Source organism: Streptomyces akebiae, from assembly GCF_019599145.1.
Taxonomy (GTDB): Bacteria; Actinomycetota; Actinomycetes; order Streptomycetales; family Streptomycetaceae; genus Streptomyces; species Streptomyces akebiae.
Window position 1 is genome coordinate 710,514 of the sequence record NZ_CP080647.1, and the last position, 16,649, is coordinate 727,162.

Genomic DNA, 16,649 nt, shown 5'->3' on the forward strand with positions numbered 1-16,649 from the left:
GTGCCCTCCATGTCCGTGAAGAGCCTCCGCCAGACGGTCCAGGGCCTCCTGCCGTCCCTGACGCCGGTGCGGTTCGTGGCCGAGGACGGCACACCGGTCGCCAGGCCGTCGGCCGACTACGCCGAGCCTCCCGTCGGGGCCCTGCTCGAAGCCTGGCGGCGGATGGTCCTGGGCCGCCGGTTCGACACCCAGGCGACCGCCCTCACCAAGCAGGGCCGCCTCGCCGTCTACCCGTCCAGCCGGGGCCAGGAGGCCTGCCAGATCGGCGCCGTGCTCGCGCTGCGCCCCGACGACTGGCTGTTCCCGACCTACCGCGACTCCGTCGCCCTGGTGACCCGCGACATCGACCCCGTCGAGGTGCTCACGCTGCTGCGCGGCGACTGGCACTGCGGCTACGACCCGGCCGCCACCCGGGTCGCCCCCCAGTGCACCCCGCTGGCCACCCAGGTGCTGCACGCGACCGGCATGGCCGAGTCCCTGCGCCGCAAGGGCGAGGACGGCGTGGCGATGGCCCTCGTAGGGGACGGGGCGACGAGCGAGGGCGACTTCCACGAGGCGCTGAACTTCGCGGCCGTGTTCCGCGCGCCGGTCGTCTTCTTCGTGCAGAACAACAAGTACGCGATCTCCGTCCCGCTGGCACGGCAGACCGCGGCGCCGGCCCTCGCCTACAAGGGCATCGGCCACGGGGTGCGCTCCGAGCAGGTCGACGGCAACGACCTGGTCGCGGTGCTGGCGGTGCTGACCGCGGCCGTCGAGCACGCCCGCGCCGGGAACGGACCGGTCCTGGTCGAGGCGCACACGTACCGCATGGACGCGCACACCAACGCCGACGACGCCACCCGCTACCGGGAGGACGACGAGGTCGAGCGGTGGCGCGAAGCCGACCCGGTCGACCGGCTGGAGACGTATCTGCGCTCGCGCGGCGCGCTCACCGACGAGGACGTGGCGGCGCTGCGGGAGGAGGCGGAGGAGCTGGCGGCGCGGGTGCGCGCCGGCCTGAACGCCGACTCCGTGCTCGACCCGCTGGAGCTGTTCGACCACGTCTACGCCGATCCGACCCCCCAACTGCGCGAGCAGCGTGCCCAGTTGGCCGCCGAGCTCGCTGAAACCACCCAGGCCCAGGAGGACTGACGACCATGGCCAAGGTCACGATGGCGCAGGCGCTCAACACCGCCCTGCGCGACGCGCTGCGCGAGAACGAACGGGTCCTCGTCTTCGGCGAGGACGTCGGTCCGCTCGGTGGGGTGTTCCGCATCACCGACGGGCTGACCCGCGACTTCGGCGAAGAGCGTTGCTTCGACACCCCGCTCGCGGAGGCCGGCATCGTCGGGCTCGCGGTCGGCATGGCGATGGGCGGGTTCCGGCCCGTGGTGGAGATGCAGTTCGACGCCTTCGCCTACCCGGCGTTCGAGCAGATCGCCTCGCACGTCGCCAAGCTGCGCAACCGCACCCGCGGCCGGATCAACCTGCCGATGGTGATCCGTGTCCCCTACGCCGGCGGCATCGGCGGCGTGGAGCACCACTGCGACTCCAGCGAGGCCTACTACGCCCACACGCCCGGCCTGAAGGTCGTCACCCCGGCCACGGCCGAGGACGCGTACTGGCTGCTGCGGGACGCGGTGGCCGATCCCGACCCGGTGGTGTTCCTGGAGCCGAAGAAGCTGTACTGGTCGCGCGAGGACGCCGACCTGGAGACCCGCGGGGCGCTGCCGTTCGGGCGGGCGGCGATCCGGCGGGCGGGACGGGACGCCACCGTCGTCGCCTACGGCCCCTCGGTCCCGGTGGCGCTGGCCGCCGCCGAGGCGGCCGCCGCCGACGGGATCGAGCTGGAGGTCGTGGACCTGCGCACGCTGGTGCCCTTCGACGACGAGACCGTCACGGAGTCGGTCCGCAGGACCGGTCGCTGCCTGGTCGTGCAGGAGGCCCAGGGCTTCGCCGGGGTCGGCGCGGAGATCGCCGCCCGGGTGCAGGAGCGCTGCTTCCACTCGCTCGCCGCTCCCGTCCTGCGGGTGGCCGGTTTCGACATCCCGTATCCGCCGCCGAAGCTGGAGCACGCGCACCTGCCCGGCGTCGACCGGATCCTCGACGCCGTCGACCGCCTTCAGTTCTCCGACGAACCCGACACGCGGCACCTGCTGAAGGGAGCGGTCGCATGACCACCGCCACGCAGCAGGAGCAGTTGTTCCGGCTCCCCGATCTCGGCGAGGGCCTGACCGACGCGGAGATCGTCGAGTGGAAGGTGGCCGTCGGCGACACCGTGACGATCGACCAGATCGTGGTCGAGGTGGAGACCGCCAAGGCCGCGGTCGAGGTGCCGGTCCCGTACGCGGGCACGGTGCTGCGGCTGCACGCGGAGGCGGGCACCGCGCTGGGGGTGGGGGAACCGCTGATCACGGTGGGCGCGGGGGTGCCCGCGGCACCGGAACCGGCCGGGCTGGACGCCGCCGCCGAGCGGTACCGCGAGGAGGAGCAGGCCGGCTCCGGCAACGTGCTGATCGGCTACGGCACCGGGCACGAGCCGGCGCCGCGCCGGCGCCGCCGACGCGCCGGCTCCACCGCGACCGGGGTGCCCGTGATCTCTCCGGCGCCGGCGGTGGAGCCCCACGCTCCCCGTGTCATCTCCCCTCTGGTGCGCAGGATGGCTCGCGACCACGGGATCGACCTCACCGCGCTGGTGCCGTCCGGTCCCGCCGGGGTCGTGCTGCGACGGGACGTGGAGCGGGCTGTCGCCCAGACCGCACCGGCGACGGCACAACCCGCGCCGGCTCCCCGGTCCGCGCCCGCCTCCGACGGCCCGGTCCGCATCCCCCTGCGAGGTGTCCGCAAGGCCGTCGCGGACAAGCTCTCGCGCAGCCGGACCGAGATCCCCGACGCCACGACCTGGGTCGACGTGGACGCCACCGGGCTGCTCCAGGCCAAGAAGGCACTGGAGGCGGCCGCACCCGGGCGCCGGGTCGGCCTGTTGGCCCTGTTCGCCCGGATCTGTGTCGCCGGTCTGCGGCGCTACCCGGAGCTGAACTCGGCCGTGGACACCGAACGCCGGGAGATCCTGCGCCACGACGAGGTGCACCTGGGCTTCGCCGCCCAGACCGATCGCGGCCTGGTCGTCCCCGTCGTCCGGGACGCCCACCGGCTGACGACGGTCCAACTGGCCGCGGAACTCGCCCGGTTGACCGAACTGGCCCGGACCGGCGGCCTGCCGCCCGACCGGCTGACCGGGGGCACCTTCACCCTCAACAACTACGGCGTGTTCGGCGTCGACGGCTCCACACCCATCATCAACCACCCGGAGGCGGCGCTCCTCGGCGTCGGCCGCATCGTCGACAAACCCTGGGTGGTGGACGGCGCACTCACCGTCCGCAAGGTCACCCAGTTGTCGTTCAGCTTCGACCACCGGGTCTGCGACGGCGGTACCGCCGGAGGCTTCCTGCGCTTCGTGGCCGACTGCGTGGAGCGCCCGGCAGTCCTGCTCGCCGACCTCTGACCACCCCCTTTCGCCGTCCCCACTCCTGGGCACACTCCACCCACCAACCGACCGAACGTTCGGCCTGGAGCTTTCATGTCACCCTTCCACGCCCGCCACGCGGACCTGCTCGACCAGGCCGTGGCCCGCACCACCGACCGCGGCTACTGGACGCCGTATCCGGAGATCCCCAGCGCCTCGGTGTACGGGGCCGGAGCCCCGGAGTCGGGCGAGGCGGCCTTCCGCGCTCTCCTCGACCGCCCCTTCCCGCTCGACGGGCACCCCACCACCGGCACCGTCCCGGCCACGGAGGTGTCGCCGTACGGCTTCCCGCTCGGCATCAGCTATCCACATCTGGCGCCCGAGGCCGCCGTGGCGACCGCCAAGTCCGCGGCCCCGGCGTGGCGTTCGGCGAGCCCCGACGTCCGGGCCGGCGTGGCGGCCGAGATCCTGGCCCGCCTCAACGCGGCGAGCTTCGAGATCGCGCACGCCGTCCAGCACACCACCGGCCAGCCGTTCGTGATGGCCTTCCAGGCGGGTGGCCCGCACGCACAGGACCGCGGCCTCGAAGCGGTGGCGTACGCCTGGGAGGCGCAGCGGCGACATCCGGCCACCGCCCGCTGGAGCAAGCCCCGGCGACGTGGCGGGCCACTGGTCATGGACAAGACCTACACCCCGGTCGGCCGGGGTGTGGCCGTGCTCGTCGCCTGCAACACCTTCCCCACCTGGAACGGCTATCCGGGCTTCTTCGCGAGCCTCGTCACGGGCAACCCGGTGATCGTCAAGCCGCACCGGCGGGCCGTGCTGCCGCTGGCGATCACCGTGCGGATCGCCCGTGAGGTGCTGACGGAGGCCGGTTTCGACCCGGACGTGGTGCTGCTCGCCGCCTCGGGGCCGGACGAACGCACCGCTCCCGCCCTGGCCACCCACCCCGACGTGCGGATCGTGGACTTCACCGGCTCCGGCGAGTTCGGCGACTGGCTGGAGACCAACGCCCGCCAGGCCGTCGTGCACACGGAGAAGGCGGGTCTCAACACCGTCGTCGTGGACTCCACCGACGACTACGCCGGGCTGCTGCGCAACCTCGCGTTCTCGCTGTCGCTCTACAGCGGGCAGATGTGCACCACCCCGCAGAACATCCTGGCCCCCCGCGACGGGTTCCCCACCGATCAAGGGCCGCGTACGGCCGACGAGTTCGCCGCCGATCTGGGCTCCGCGCTCGACGACCTGCTCCGCGACCCGGCCCGCGCCACCGCCACCCTCGGCGCGATCGTGAACGGCTCGGTCCTCGCGCGGCTGGAGGAGGCCGCGGCCCTGGGCCGTACCGCCCATCCCTCGCGGGCCGTGACGCACCCCGACCACCCGGACGCCGTCGTCCGCACCCCGCTGGTCGCCCGGCTCGACGCGGAGGCCGACGAGAAGACCTACACGAGCGAGTGGTTCGGTCCGGTCTCCTTCGTCATCGCCACCGACGACACCGCGCACTCCCTGCGTGTCCTGCGCGACACCGTGCGGCGCCACGGCGCCCTCACCGCCTGCGTGTACGCGACCGACGAGGACGTCCTGGCGGCGTCACGTGCGGCGGCCCTGGAGGCGGGGGTGCACCTGTCGGAGAACCTGACCGGCGAGGTGTTCCCCAACCAGTCCGCCGCCTTCAGCGACTTCCACGGCACGTCGGCCAACCCTGCCGCCAACGCGACCCTCACCGACCCCGCGTTCGTCACCGGCCGCTTCTGCGTCCTCCAGTCCCGCCGTCACGCCCCCGCCGAGGAGCACGAGCACGAGGAGCACGCCGATGTCCGATGAGGTCTATCTGATCGACGGGGCCCGTACCCCGCAGGGCCGTTACGGCGGGGCGCTGGCCTCCGTGCGCCCCGACGACCTGGCCGCGCTCGTCGTCGGCGAGGCCGTGCGACGTTCCGCGGTCCCGGCCGACTCCGTGGACGAGGTGATCCTCGGCGCCGCGAACCAGGCCGGTGAGGACAACCGGGACGTCGCGCGGATGGCCGTGCTGCTGGCCGGACTCCCGCACACCGTGCCCGGGTACACCGTCAACCGGCTGTGCGCCTCGGGACTCACGGCCGTCGCGTCCGCCGCGCAGGCCGTACGTGCCGGCGAGGCCGAGCTGGTCGTGGCCGGCGGGGTCGAGTCGATGACCCGTGCGCCCTGGGTGATGGCCAAGCCCGGCACACCCTGGGCCCGGCCCGGCGACGTCCACGACACCTCGCTCGGCTGGCGCTTCACCAACCCCCGCTTCCCCGCGACGACGACCTTGTCGATGGGAGAGACCGCGGAGGAGGTCGCCGCCCTGGACGGCATCAGCCGCCTGGAGGCGGACGCCTTCGCGCTGCGCAGCCACCGGCGGGCGGTGGCGGCGCGGACAGCGGGCCGCTTCGCCGCGGAGATCGTCCCGGTACCGGTGGCGGACGGTGAGGTGACCGAGGACGAAGGACCGCGCCCGACCACCACGCTGGAGAAGCTGAGCGGCCTGCGCGCCGTCTTCCGCCCGGACGGCATCGTCACGGCGGGCAACTCCTCGCCGCTGTCCGACGGGGCTGCCGCCCTGGTGGTGGCGAGCGGGGCGGCGGTGGAGCGCCACGGGCTGACTCCCCGGGCCCGGGTCGTCACCGCCGCCTCGGCCGGCGTCGAGCCCCACCTGATGGGGCTCGGCCCGGTGCCGGCCACCACCAGGGCCCTGGAGCGGGCGAGCTGGACGGTCGGTGACCTCGACGCGATCGAACTCAACGAGGCCTTCGCCGCCCAGGCCCTCGCGGTCACGCACCGGCTGAACCTCGACCCGGACCGCGTCAACGCCGACGGGGGCGCCATCGCCCTCGGCCACCCCCTGGGCTGCTCCGGCACCCGCGTCCTGCTCACCCTGCTGGGCCGACTGGAACGGGAGGGCGGCCGACGGGGGCTCGCGACCCTCTGCGTCGGGGTCGGGCAGGGCGTGGCGATGCTCGTGGAGCGCGTATGAGCACGCGCGAGGAACCGTCGTACGAGACGTCGGCATCCGTGCAACCCCCGTACGAGAGGTCGGCATCCGTGCAACCGCCGTTCGGGAAGCCGACATTCGGGAAGCCGTCGTACGAGTCGCTGTCGTACGAGACCCCGTCGCACGAGACGCTGTCGGTCGAGGACCGCACGGACCGGATGGTCGTCACCCTCCGCCGGCCCGCCGCCCGTAACGCCATCAACAGCCGCATGATCGCTGAACTGCACCGCGTGTGCGAGGAGTTGGAGCGGGCTCCGAAGCTCCTCCTGCTCACCGGAGACGACGGCGTCTTCGCCGGCGGCGCCGACATCGGTGAACTGCGACGGCGTGGCCGGGACGAGGCGCTGGAGGGGATCAACAGCCGCCTGTTCGAGCGGGTGCGCAGGCTGCCCCTGCCCACCGTGGCCGCGGTGCCCGGCTGGGCGCTGGGCGGCGGCGCCGAGTTGGCGTACGCCTGCGACCTCAGGATCGCCGGGACGGACGCGGTGTTCGGCAACCCCGAACCGGGTCTGGGCATCCTCGCCGCCGCCGGTGCGTGCTGGCGGCTGCGAGAACTGGTGGGCGAGTCGGTGGCCAAGCAGGTCCTGCTCGCCGGACGCACCCTCGACGCCCGGGCCGCACTCGCCTGCGGGCTGGTCATGGACGTCGTACCGACGGACCGGCTGGCCGCCGAGGCGCACGCGCTGCTCGACCGGATGGCCCGCTCCTCCGCGCTCGCGCTGCGGCTCACGAAGCTCGTCACCGACGCGCCGGGGGCCCATCCCGTGGCCGACGACCTCGCCCAGGCGGTGCTCTTCGAGAGCCCGGACAAGGAGGAGCGCATGACGCGCTTCCTGGAGAAGCACGGAGGCCGGGCATGACCTCGGCAGCAGCACCGCCCCCCGTGGTGGGGGTCATCGGCGGCGGTCGCATGGGCGCCGGTATCGCCCAGTCCTTCGCGTCCGCCGGGTCGAGCGTGGTCGTCGTGGAGCGCCACGGCTCCGCGGCCGCCGCCGCGGCGGAGCGGATCACCACGGGACTTCGGCAGGCGGCCGAGCGCGGGACGCTCGCCGGGCCGTCGCACCTCGACGCGCCGGACCGCGTCCGCGTCGTCTCCTCGGTCTTCGAACTGCCCCCCGACGCCGATCTGGTCGTCGAGGCCGTCCCGGAAGTCGCGGCTCTCAAGGCCGAGTTGCTCGCCGCCGCCGAGGATGTCGTGCACGAGGGATGCGTGCTGGCCAGCAACACCAGTTCCCTGTCCGTCAGCGAACTGGCGGCTGTCCTGCGGCGGCCCGGGCGGTTCCTGGGGATGCACTTCTTCAACCCCGTGCCCGTCTCCGCCCTCGTCGAGCTGGTCCTCGCCCCCGACACGACCGAAGCGACCCGGGCCGCGGCAGTCCGCTGGACGCACGCGCTCGGCAAACAGGACGTCGTCGTCAAGGACTCGCCCGGCTTCGCCAGCAGCCGCCTCGGCCTCGCCCTCGGTCTTGAGGCGATCCGCATGGTGGAGGAAGACGTCGCCGACCCGGAGGCCATCGACACGGCCATGCGCCTCGGCTACCGGCACCCGATGGGCCCGCTGCGGCTGACGGACGTGGTGGGACTCGACGTACGACTCGCCATCGCGGAGCACCTGCGGGCGACGCTCGGTGAGCGGTTCGCGCCGCCGCGGCTGCTGCGGGAGAAGGTCGCCCGCGGTGAGCTGGGCCGCAAGACCGGTCAGGGGTTCTACCGATGGCAGTGAGCGAAAGAGTCCGGGCCATGAGCGAAAGCCCCGCGTCGCACGGTGTGTCGTACGAGGTCACCGACGCCGTGGCCGTGATCGAACTGCGCGGACGCAACGCCGGCAACGCCCTCGACGCGCACCTGCGTGGCGCCCTCCTCATGGCCGCCCGGCGGCTGACCACGGACGCCCGGCGCGGGGTGCGGGCGGCCCTGATCACCGCCCGCGGCCGGCACTTCTGCGTCGGCCAGGACCTCAAGGAGCACGCCCATCTGCTGAAGACCTCGCCCGCCACCGCCTTCGCCAACATCCCCGACCACTACAACCCGCTGGTGAAGGAGCTGCACGCGCTGCCGATCCCGCTCGTCGTCGCGGTCGAGGGCTCCTGTGTCGGCGCCGGACTGGGCCTCGCGCTCTGCGCGGACGTACGCGTGGCGGCCGAGGGCGCCCGTTTCGCCACCGCGTTCGGCGGTGTCGCCCTCGCCTCGGACTCGGGGGTGGCCCGCGCCCTGGCCCGGCAGCTGGGCCCCTCCCGCACCGCCGGACTCATGCTGCTCGGCGACACCTTCTCCGCGCGGGACGCCGAGCAGTGGGGGCTGGTGCACCGCGTCGTCACGGACGGCTCGGCCGCCGCCGAGGGCGTGGCCCTGGCCCGCGCCCTGGCCGCCGGGCCCACCGCCGCGCACCGGGAGACCAAGGCCCTGCTGCGGTCGGCGGCCATCACCACCCTGTCGGCGGCGCTGGAGCGCGAGTCCGTCGTCCAGCGGCGGCTCGGCACCACCGACGACCACCGCGAGGCCGTCACCGCCTTCCTCGAACGGCGAGGCCCGGTCTTCCGCGGCCGCTGACCGCCCGTCACCCATGAAACGAGCACCCGTGAAACGAGCACCCGTGCCAGGAACACCCGTGAATCGAGCACTCATGCAGCAGACCCCTGGGCCAGAGACACCCGCGCAAGGGACACCCGCGCAAGAGACACCCGTGCAAGGGACACCCTCGGAAGAGGCACCCGACTCCGTGAACATGTCCGCGTTCGAGGACACCATCGCCCGTGACCAGCGCATCGAACCCCGCGACTGGATGCCGGACGCCTACCGGGCCACGCTCGTCCGGCAGATCGCGCAGCACGCGCACTCGGAGATTATCGGCATGCAGCCGGAGGGCGAGTGGATCACGCGCGCGCCCTCGCTGCGCCGCAAGGCGATCCTCTTCGCCAAGGTGCAGGACGAGGCCGGCCACGGGCTCTACCTGTACTCGGCGGCCGAGACCCTCGGCGCCGACCGCACCGACCTGACGCAGCGGTTGATCGACGGCCGCCAGAAGTACTCCTCGATCTTCAACTACCCCACCCGGACCTTCGCCGACGTCGGGGTGATCGGCTGGTTCGTGGACGGGGCGGCCATCTGCAACCAGGTCCCGCTGTGCCGCACCTCCTACGGCCCGTACGGACGCGCCATGGTCCGCGTCTGCAAGGAGGAGTCCTTCCACCAACGGCAGGGCTACGAACTGCTGTTGACCATGATGCGCGGCACGGACGCACAGCGCGCCATGGTGCAGGACGCCGTCGACCGCTGGTGGTGGCCCTCCCTGATGATGTTCGGCCCGCCCGACGACGACTCGCCCAACTCGGCGCGGTCCATGGCCTGGAAGATCAAGCGCCACACCAACGACGAACTCCGGCAGCGCTTCGTCGACATGACCGTCCCGCAGGCCGAGAAGCTCGGCGTCATCCTCCCCGACCCGGACCTGAAGTGGAACGAGGAGCGCGGCCACCACGATTTCTCCACCCCCGACTGGGACGAACTGAAGCGGGTCGTCTCCGGTGACGGACCGTGCAATGCCGAGCGGGTCGCCCGTCGCCGGGCCGCGCACGAGGAGGGCGCCTGGGTACGGCGGGCCGCTGTCGCGCACGCCGCCAAGCGGACGGCCCGGCTGCGGGAAGGGGCGGTGGCATGAGCACGAAGAGAACCGGCGACTGGCCGCTGTACGAGGTGTTCGTCCGCGGCAAGCGCGGGCTCAATCACGTCCACGTCGGCTCCCTGCGCGCCGCCGACGACGAGATGGCCCTGCTGCACGCCCGCGATCTCTACACCCGGCGCAACGAGGGCGTGAGCATCTGGGCCGTGCGCTCGGACACCGTCGCGGCCTCCGCGCCCGACGAGAAGGACCCCTTCTTCGCGCCCAGCGGCGACAAGGTCTACCGGCACCCCACCTTCTACGACATCCCCGACGACGTCCCGCACATCTAGGGGGTGCTTCGAAAGTCCCGCACAGCACCCAACCACATCGACAGGAACAGCTAGGAGCAGCCCATGACCGACGAGGACCTGTACGTCGACGGCGACGGCGCGCGGTGGGCGTTCGGCACCGGGTTCACCGACCCGCTGCACGGCGTCGACCAGGCGGTACCCGACGGGGTCGACGCCGCCGACCTGGCCGCTTGTTGTCTGGCACTCGGCGACGACGCCCTGGTGTCCGCGCAGCGGCTGGCCGAATGGTGCACCCGCGCGCCCGAGTTGGAGGAGGAGCTGGCGCTCGCCAACATCGGCCTGGACCTCCTCGGCCAGGCCCGTCTGCTGTACGCCAGGGCGGGCCTGGCCGACGGCACGGGCCGTGGCGAGGACGCGTACGCCTACTTCCGCGACGCGGAGGACTTCCGCAACGTACGTCTCGCCGAACTGCCGGGCGGCGACTTCGCGTTCACCGTCGGCCGCCTGCTGGTGCTGTCCGTCTGGCGGCTGGCCGTGTGCGAGGCGCTCGCCGGCGCAGCCGACCCGGTGCTGGCCGCGATCGCGGCCAAGAGCTCCAAGGAGCTCGCCTACCACCGCCGTTGGGCCGCGGAGTGGACGGTACGGCTCGGTGACGGCACCGCCGAGTCCGCCGCACGGATACGGGCCGCGCTGGACGCCCTCGCCCCCTGGCTGGACGAGTTGCTGACGGACCGGGCGGCCGCGCCCCTCGGCGCGGATCCGGCCGCCGTCGCCGCGCGGACCCGGCTGGAGCTGTTCCACGTACTGGGCGACGCAGGGCTGAACCACTCCACCGACGTGTCCCCGCTCGACACACCGGCCTCCCCGGTCCCGGGCTCCGGCAGGAACGGACGGCACACCCCGCACCTGGCGCCCCTCCTCGCCGAACTGCAGAGCGTCGCCCGCGCCCACCCGGAGGCGTCGTGGTGACGTTGTCGTCGGAACGGGCGTCGCGGATCGCCGCCGAGGTCCCCGACCCCGAACTGCCGATGCTGACGCTCGCCGACCTCGGGGTGCTGCACGGCGTCGAGGTGACGCCGGAGGGAGCCGTCGTCGCACGGCTCACCCCGACGTACGCGGGCTGCCCCGCCGTGGCCGAGATGCGCGCCGAGGTGGCGGCCCGGCTGCTGGCCGCCGGCTTCGTCGACGTCCGGGTGGTCACGGTGCTCGACCCGCCGTGGACCACCGACCGGATCACCGACGAGGGCCGCCGCAAGCTGGCGGAGCACGGCATCGCGCCGCCCGGCCCGCGCGACGCCCCCGGCCCGCGCAGTGACCCCGGCCCGGCCTGGGTGAGCCTGACCACCCTCGCACCGCCCGAAGTGCCCTGCCCGCGCTGCGCCTCTGCCGACACCGAGGAGATCTCGCGCTTCGCCGCCACCGCCTGCACGGCACTTCGGCGCTGCCGTACCTGTCGGGAGCCGTTCCCTCACGTCAAGGACCTGCCATGACCCTCCCAGCACCCCCGACCGCCACGCGGTCCCGCCGTCGCCCCGCCTTCCACGAGCTGCGGGTGTCCGCCGTGGAACCGCTGTGCGCCGACGCGGCCGCCCTCACCTTCGACGTCCCCGACGGCCTGGCCGCCGAGTTCGCGTTCCGGCCCGGTCAGTGCCTCACCGTGCGCCGCGAGATCGACGGTCGCGACGAGCGGCGCTCGTACTCGATCTGCTCACCGGCCGGCACGGTGCCCCGCATCGGCGTCCGCGTGGTGCCGGGCGGCTTGTTCTCCTCCTGGCTCGTGCACGGCGTACGCCCCGGGGACACCTTGCAGGTCATGGCCCCGGCCGGTGCGTTCACGCCGGATCTGACCAGTGCCGGCGGCTACGGCCACCAGGTACTCGTCGCCGCCGGGTCCGGGATCACCCCGATGCTGTCCATCGCCGCGTCCGTCCTCGCCGCGGACGAGGACGCGCGCGTCACGCTCCTGTACGGCAACCGGCGCGCCGGCACGGTGATGTTCGCCGACGAACTCGCCGACCTGAAGGACCGGTACCCGGCCCGCTTCCAGCTCGCCCACGTCCTGTCCCGCGAGCCGCGCGAGGCCGAGCTGCTCTCCGGCCGTCTCGACACGGCACGGCTCACCGCACTGCTGGACGCTCTCCTCGACATCCGGGAGGTCGCCCACTGGTGGCTGTGCGGCCCGCACGGCCTGGTGCGCGACACCCACGCGCTCCTGACCGGACTCGGTGTCCCGGCGGACCGGGTCCACCGGGAGCTGTTCCACGCGGACGAGGAGCCGCCCGCGCCGACCACCACCGCCCGCGAGGACACCGCCGACCGAGGCCCCGAGAGCGAGGTCACCGTGGTCCTCAACGGCAGGGCGACCACGTTCGCCGCGCCACGCGACCGCAGCATCCTCGACGGCGCCCAACAGGCCCGGCCCGACCTGCCGTTCGCGTGCAAGGGCGGAGTCTGCGGCACCTGCCGCGCCCGCGTCACCGACGGCGACGCCGACATGCGCCGCAACTACGCCCTGGAACCGGCAGAGGTCTCCGCGGGCTACGTCCTCACCTGCCAGACCTATGCCGTCTCCGACACCCTCACGGTCGACTTCGACGGTTGAGAACGCGGACCGGTCCTGTCTCGTCGGCGTCTTCGGTGCCGCCGGGCTCGCCGGCACCGGACGTTTCCTGGGAAGGCGCAGGTGCAGGCGCCCGTGCGGTTCCCCGTTCCGGCGCTGTGAACTGATCAAAGGATCAGGGCCCCTTGACAGCCCGGGATCGCGCAACCGATCCGAGCGCCAACGGGCCCTGTTGCCGTGGCGTCCAGCTCCCGGCTACATGTTGATCATGTGGCCGGCGAGGCCGTGGACGGCTTCCTTCACGGCTTCACCCAGGGTGGGGTGGGCGTGGACGTTGCGGGCGACCTCGTGGACGGTGAGGTCCCACTGCTGGGCCAGCGTCAGTTCGGGGAGCAGTTCCGTGACGTCGGGGCCGATGAGGTGGCCGCCGAGGAGTTCGCCGTACTTGGCGTCGCTGATCAGCTTCACGAAGCCGGTGGCGTCGCCCAGGCCATGGGCCTTGGCGTTCGCGGTGAACGGGAACTTGGCCACCTGGACGTCGAAGCCCTTCTCCCGCGCCTGCGCCTCGGTGTAGCCGAAGCTGGCGATCTGCGGCTGGCAGAAGGTGGACCGCGGGATCATCACGTAGTCCAGTTCCATGGTCTCCGCGCCGGCGATCGTCTCGGCGGCGACCACGCCCATCGCCTCGGCGGCGTGCGCCAGCATCAGCTTCGCGGTGACGTCGCCGATGGCGTAGATGTGCGGCACGGAGGTGCGGCAGCGGCCGTCGACGTCGATCGCGCCACGCTCGGTGACGCGCACGCCGGTGTTCTCCAGGCCGTAGCCGGTGACGTTCGGCGCGAAGCCGATCGCCTGGAGGACCTTGTCGGCCTGAAGGACCTGCTGGGTTCCGTCCTTGCCGGTGACCGTGACCCGGACCTGCGGACCGGACTCGTCGATCGACTCGACGCGGGTCGAGGTGAGCACGTCGATGCCCAACCTCCGGTACTGCTTGGCCAGTTCGGCGGAGACCTCGGCGTCCTCCAGCGGGGCGACACGGTCGAGGAACTCGACGATCGTCACCTTCACGCCGTAGTTGTGCAGCACGTACGCGAACTCGACACCGATCGCGCCGGCGCCCGCGATGACGATCGACTGCGGCAGGTCCTCGGCGAGGATCTGCTCCTCGTACGTGACGACGCGCGAGGTACGGCGGGTGCCGGGCAGCAGCCTGGGTGTCGCCCCGGCGGCGATGACACAGTGGTCGAAGCCGATGGTGCGGGTGTTGCCGTCGAAGTCGGCCACCTGGAGTGTGTGCGGGTCGACGAACGTGCCGCGACCGCTGATCTCCGTGATCTTGTTCTTCTTCATCAGGTAGTGGACGCCCTTGACCCGGCCGTCCGCGACCTTCCGGCTGCGGCGGAAGGCCTCCCCGTAGTCGAAGGAGACCTCACCCTCGACCTTGATGCCGAAGGTCTTCGCCTCACGCGTGAAGATGTGCGCGAGCTCGGCGTTGCGCAGCAGGGCCTTGGTGGGGATACAGCCCACGTTCAGGCAGACGCCGCCCCAGTACTTCTCCTCGACGACCGCGACGCTCTTGCCCAGCTGGGCGGCCCGGATGGCGGCTACGTATCCGCCGGGGCCCGCGCCGAGTACGACTACGTCGAAGTGCTCACCCTGCTCGTCCATGGACGGCTTCCTTTCGGCTGGGGCGGCCGGCTCCCGCGAGAGACCGACTCGCTCCCGATTCGAACAAACTGTTCATCATTGCGACGGCGACGGTAGGTCTCCGGGCCACCGCCCGCCGCCCGGGAACCGGTGGAGGACGAGGGAGGCGTCCCTGTGGTTCACCCGCTCGGCGGCGGTTCCCCGGACGTGGGCTTCAGCACTCCGGCGCCGTGATCCATGCCCGCTCACCCGGCCGGCCTCATCCGAAACGCCGGGCCGGGGATGCTCTCGATGTCTTCCACCTGCACGGCGTGGCCCCGTTCGCAGCGGATCTGGGCGTCGACGTGCGCACCGCACCCACGATGCCGCGACAGTACGGCCGGGCCCTCCGGGTCCGCGCGGTAGCGGTCACCCCACTGCAGGAGCCCCATCACGGCCGGGACCAGGTCCATGCCCTTGGGCGTGATCACGTACTTCGGCCTGCTCCGCGCGCCCGGTTCCTTGTAGGTCCCGGTGGCCAGGATCCCTTCCTCCACGAGCATCTTGAGCCGCGCCGCGAGGAGGTTGCGAGGGCAGCCGAGAATACGTTCGAAGTCACTGAAACGGGATGATCCGTACCAGACCTCGCGCAGGATCAGGATCGTCCACTTCTCACCCACGACCTCAAGGGTCCGGGCGATCGAACAGTTCGACGTGTCCCGGTCGAGACGGAAGTCCATGCCGACATTCTGAAGATCTTCGGTCCTCGCATCCATGGGGGTGATTCTAACCTGAGCTGAGTTTACTTTTACATACCCAGAAAGTATCGTCATGACCCGCACATCAACCCGGCCGCACACGAGGAACGGGCGCGCAGGTCCACAGCACACCCACACAGAAAGGCGGCCGCCATGAAGGCATTCGTCGTCGAGAAGTACGGCAAGGACGGCGCGCGCGCCGCAGAGGTGCCCGAGCCGACCGTCGGAGAGCGTGACGTCCTGGTCAGGGTGAGCGCCACCAGCGTCAACCCGTTGGACAAGATGGTCCGCAACGGGGAGTTCAAGCAGCTCCTGAAGTACAAGCTTCCGTTCGTGCTCGGGCACGACGTCGCCGGCGTCGTCACCCGGGTCGGTTCCGCCGTGCAGGGCTTCGACGTCGGGGACGAGGTCTATGCCCGCCCGCGCGACCTGCGGATCGGAGGCTTCGCGGAGTACATCGCGATGGACATGGACGACGTCGCACCCAAGCCGGCCTCGCTCACCCTCCAAGAGGCCGCCGCAGTGCCGCTGGTGGCCCTGGCCGCCTGGCAGATCCTCGTCGAGCGCGCCCACGTGAAGCCGGGCCAGAAGGTCCTCATCCACGCCGGCGCCGGCGGCCTCGGCTCGACGGCCGTCCAGCTCGCCAAGCACCTCGGCGCCACCGTGGCGACCACCACGAACACCCAGACCGAGGAGCTGGTCAGGAGCCTGGGCGCCGATGTCGTCGTCGACTACACCAAGGAGGACTTCTCGAAGGTGCTGTCCGGCTACGACCTGGTGTTGGACTCCCTGGGCGGAGCGAACCTGGAGAAGTCGCTGACCGTGCTGAAGCCCGGCGGCCTGGCCATCAGCGTCGTCGGCCCGCCGGACGCCGGCTTCGCCAGGCAGCTCGGCGCCCCCGGCTTCATGGGTCTGATCATGAACACGCTCAGCCGCAAGATCCGTAAGCAGGCCAAGACGCTCGGCGTGCGCTACGAGTTCCTCTTCATGCAGGCCAACGGCACCCAGCTGCGCGAGCTCGGCGCCCTCTACGACAGCGGGAAGCTCCGACCGGTCATCGACAGCACCTTCCCGTTCGACCGGACACTGGAGGCGATGGCACACGTCGAGCAGGGCCGCACCAAGGCCGGCAAGGTCGTGATCGCGATGACGTCCGAGACCGACTGAGACCGGTCCGCCCACGGATCCTCCGTCCCGGCACGATCACCGGAGGGGGGACGCCGGCACCGTCGGCGATGTGACGGCGGCCCCGTGAGCGGAGAGCCGCCGCGGTAGGCCGTCTCGGTGCCGCCGCGCTGTCGTCTCGGCCGCCTCCTCCCGGGCCGGGGGCGAGAG

Annotated in this window: 16 protein-coding genes; 14 read left to right on the forward strand and 2 right to left on the reverse strand. The window is 72.2% G+C overall.

Annotated features, from left to right (window positions below; genetic code table 11):
- Positions 1 to 9: 9 nt before the first annotated feature.
- The 13 genes from pdhA (at position 10) to paaE (ending at position 12,972) form a co-directional block, all read left to right on the forward strand.
- Positions 10 to 1,131 carry a pyruvate dehydrogenase (acetyl-transferring) E1 component subunit alpha gene (pdhA, locus tag K1J60_RS03080; protein ID WP_220644792.1) on the forward strand — a complete coding sequence of 374 codons (1,122 nt, stop codon included), beginning with the start codon at positions 10 to 12 and terminating at the stop codon, positions 1,129 to 1,131.
- A 5-nt stretch (positions 1,132 to 1,136) separates the two neighbouring features.
- A complete protein-coding gene (locus K1J60_RS03085; protein WP_220644793.1) occupies positions 1,137 to 2,156 on the forward strand; it encodes an alpha-ketoacid dehydrogenase subunit beta in 1,020 nt (339 codons plus the stop codon).
- Positions 2,153 to 3,484, forward strand: coding sequence for a dihydrolipoamide acetyltransferase family protein (locus tag K1J60_RS03090; protein WP_220644794.1), 1,332 nt, complete (start codon positions 2,153 to 2,155; stop codon positions 3,482 to 3,484). The genes K1J60_RS03085 and K1J60_RS03090 overlap by 4 nt, the downstream gene beginning before the upstream one ends.
- 75 nt (positions 3,485 to 3,559) lie before the next feature.
- The gene (gene paaN, locus K1J60_RS03095; RefSeq protein ID WP_220644795.1) at positions 3,560 to 5,269 is read left to right on the forward strand and encodes a phenylacetic acid degradation protein PaaN; all 1,710 of its coding nucleotides are present in this window, start codon (positions 3,560 to 3,562) and stop codon (positions 5,267 to 5,269) included.
- Complete coding sequence (locus K1J60_RS03100) at positions 5,259 to 6,440, forward strand: thiolase family protein (protein WP_220644796.1); 1,182 nt, start codon at positions 5,259 to 5,261, stop codon at positions 6,438 to 6,440. Before paaN ends, K1J60_RS03100 begins: the two co-directional genes overlap by 11 nt.
- A gap of 176 nt (positions 6,441 to 6,616) precedes the next feature.
- The gene (locus K1J60_RS03105) at positions 6,617 to 7,318 is read left to right on the forward strand and encodes an enoyl-CoA hydratase/isomerase family protein (RefSeq protein ID WP_220651244.1); all 702 of its coding nucleotides are present in this window, start codon (positions 6,617 to 6,619) and stop codon (positions 7,316 to 7,318) included.
- Positions 7,315 to 8,181, forward strand: a complete 867-nt coding sequence (locus K1J60_RS03110; protein WP_220644797.1) for a 3-hydroxyacyl-CoA dehydrogenase family protein — start codon at positions 7,315 to 7,317, stop codon at positions 8,179 to 8,181. Before K1J60_RS03105 ends, K1J60_RS03110 begins: the two co-directional genes overlap by 4 nt.
- A 17-nt stretch (positions 8,182 to 8,198) precedes the next feature.
- A complete protein-coding gene (locus K1J60_RS03115; protein WP_220644798.1) occupies positions 8,199 to 9,008 on the forward strand; it encodes an enoyl-CoA hydratase/isomerase family protein in 810 nt (269 codons plus the stop codon).
- 175 nt (positions 9,009 to 9,183) lie between these two features.
- Positions 9,184 to 10,116, forward strand: coding sequence for a 1,2-phenylacetyl-CoA epoxidase subunit PaaA (gene paaA / locus K1J60_RS03120; RefSeq protein WP_259407528.1), 933 nt, complete (start codon positions 9,184 to 9,186; stop codon positions 10,114 to 10,116).
- Complete coding sequence (gene paaB / locus K1J60_RS03125) at positions 10,113 to 10,409, forward strand: 1,2-phenylacetyl-CoA epoxidase subunit PaaB (RefSeq protein WP_220644799.1); 297 nt, start codon at positions 10,113 to 10,115, stop codon at positions 10,407 to 10,409. Before paaA ends, paaB begins: the two co-directional genes overlap by 4 nt.
- 63 nt (positions 10,410 to 10,472) lie before the next feature.
- Entirely contained in the window at positions 10,473 to 11,339 is an 867-nt protein-coding gene (paaC, locus tag K1J60_RS03130; RefSeq protein WP_220644800.1) for a 1,2-phenylacetyl-CoA epoxidase subunit PaaC, read from the forward strand.
- Positions 11,336 to 11,860, forward strand: a complete 525-nt coding sequence (paaD, locus tag K1J60_RS03135) for a 1,2-phenylacetyl-CoA epoxidase subunit PaaD (protein ID WP_259407529.1) — start codon at positions 11,336 to 11,338, stop codon at positions 11,858 to 11,860. The genes paaC and paaD overlap by 4 nt, the downstream gene beginning before the upstream one ends.
- Positions 11,857 to 12,972 (forward strand): 1,2-phenylacetyl-CoA epoxidase subunit PaaE, encoded by a 1,116-nt coding sequence (paaE, locus tag K1J60_RS03140; RefSeq protein WP_220644801.1) that lies wholly within the window; start codon positions 11,857 to 11,859, stop codon positions 12,970 to 12,972. Before paaD ends, paaE begins: the two co-directional genes overlap by 4 nt.
- Positions 12,973 to 13,185: 213 nt before the next feature.
- Here the strand turns inward: paaE and lpdA are convergent, their stop codons facing one another.
- Complete coding sequence (gene lpdA, locus K1J60_RS03145) at positions 13,186 to 14,598, reverse strand: dihydrolipoyl dehydrogenase (protein ID WP_220644802.1); 1,413 nt, start codon at positions 14,596 to 14,598, stop codon at positions 13,186 to 13,188.
- Positions 14,599 to 14,822: 224 nt separating this feature from the next.
- Positions 14,823 to 15,296, reverse strand: a complete 474-nt coding sequence (locus K1J60_RS03150) for a winged helix-turn-helix transcriptional regulator (protein WP_220644803.1) — start codon at positions 15,294 to 15,296, stop codon at positions 14,823 to 14,825.
- Positions 15,297 to 15,467: 171 nt separating this feature from the next.
- Here K1J60_RS03150 and K1J60_RS03155 point away from each other — a divergent pair, with 171 nt between their 5' ends.
- Positions 15,468 to 16,481, forward strand: a complete 1,014-nt coding sequence (locus tag K1J60_RS03155; protein ID WP_220644804.1) for an NADP-dependent oxidoreductase — start codon at positions 15,468 to 15,470, stop codon at positions 16,479 to 16,481.
- The last annotated feature ends 168 nt before the right edge of the window (positions 16,482 to 16,649 follow it).

Coding starts and splice junctions, on each gene's coding strand:
- paaA (WP_259407528.1), top strand. CDS start 9,184: ATGTCCGCGTTCGAGGACACCATCGCCCGTGACCAGCGCATCGAACCC.
- lpdA (WP_220644802.1), bottom strand. CDS start 14,598: ATGGACGAGCAGGGTGAGCACTTCGACGTAGTCGTACTCGGCGCGGGC.
- K1J60_RS03100 (WP_220644796.1), top strand. CDS start 5,259: ATGTCCGATGAGGTCTATCTGATCGACGGGGCCCGTACCCCGCAGGGC.
- K1J60_RS03110 (WP_220644797.1), top strand. CDS start 7,315: ATGACCTCGGCAGCAGCACCGCCCCCCGTGGTGGGGGTCATCGGCGGC.
- K1J60_RS03155 (WP_220644804.1), top strand. CDS start 15,468: ATGAAGGCATTCGTCGTCGAGAAGTACGGCAAGGACGGCGCGCGCGCC.
- K1J60_RS03105 (WP_220651244.1), top strand. CDS start 6,617: ATGGTCGTCACCCTCCGCCGGCCCGCCGCCCGTAACGCCATCAACAGC.
- K1J60_RS03085 (WP_220644793.1), top strand. CDS start 1,137: ATGGCCAAGGTCACGATGGCGCAGGCGCTCAACACCGCCCTGCGCGAC.
- K1J60_RS03090 (WP_220644794.1), top strand. CDS start 2,153: ATGACCACCGCCACGCAGCAGGAGCAGTTGTTCCGGCTCCCCGATCTC.
- pdhA (WP_220644792.1), top strand. CDS start 10: ATGTCCGTGAAGAGCCTCCGCCAGACGGTCCAGGGCCTCCTGCCGTCC.
- K1J60_RS03150 (WP_220644803.1), bottom strand. CDS start 15,296: ATGGACTTCCGTCTCGACCGGGACACGTCGAACTGTTCGATCGCCCGG.
- K1J60_RS03115 (WP_220644798.1), top strand. CDS start 8,199: ATGAGCGAAAGCCCCGCGTCGCACGGTGTGTCGTACGAGGTCACCGAC.
- paaC (WP_220644800.1), top strand. CDS start 10,473: ATGACCGACGAGGACCTGTACGTCGACGGCGACGGCGCGCGGTGGGCG.
- paaE (WP_220644801.1), top strand. CDS start 11,857: ATGACCCTCCCAGCACCCCCGACCGCCACGCGGTCCCGCCGTCGCCCC.
- paaN (WP_220644795.1), top strand. CDS start 3,560: ATGTCACCCTTCCACGCCCGCCACGCGGACCTGCTCGACCAGGCCGTG.
- paaB (WP_220644799.1), top strand. CDS start 10,113: ATGAGCACGAAGAGAACCGGCGACTGGCCGCTGTACGAGGTGTTCGTC.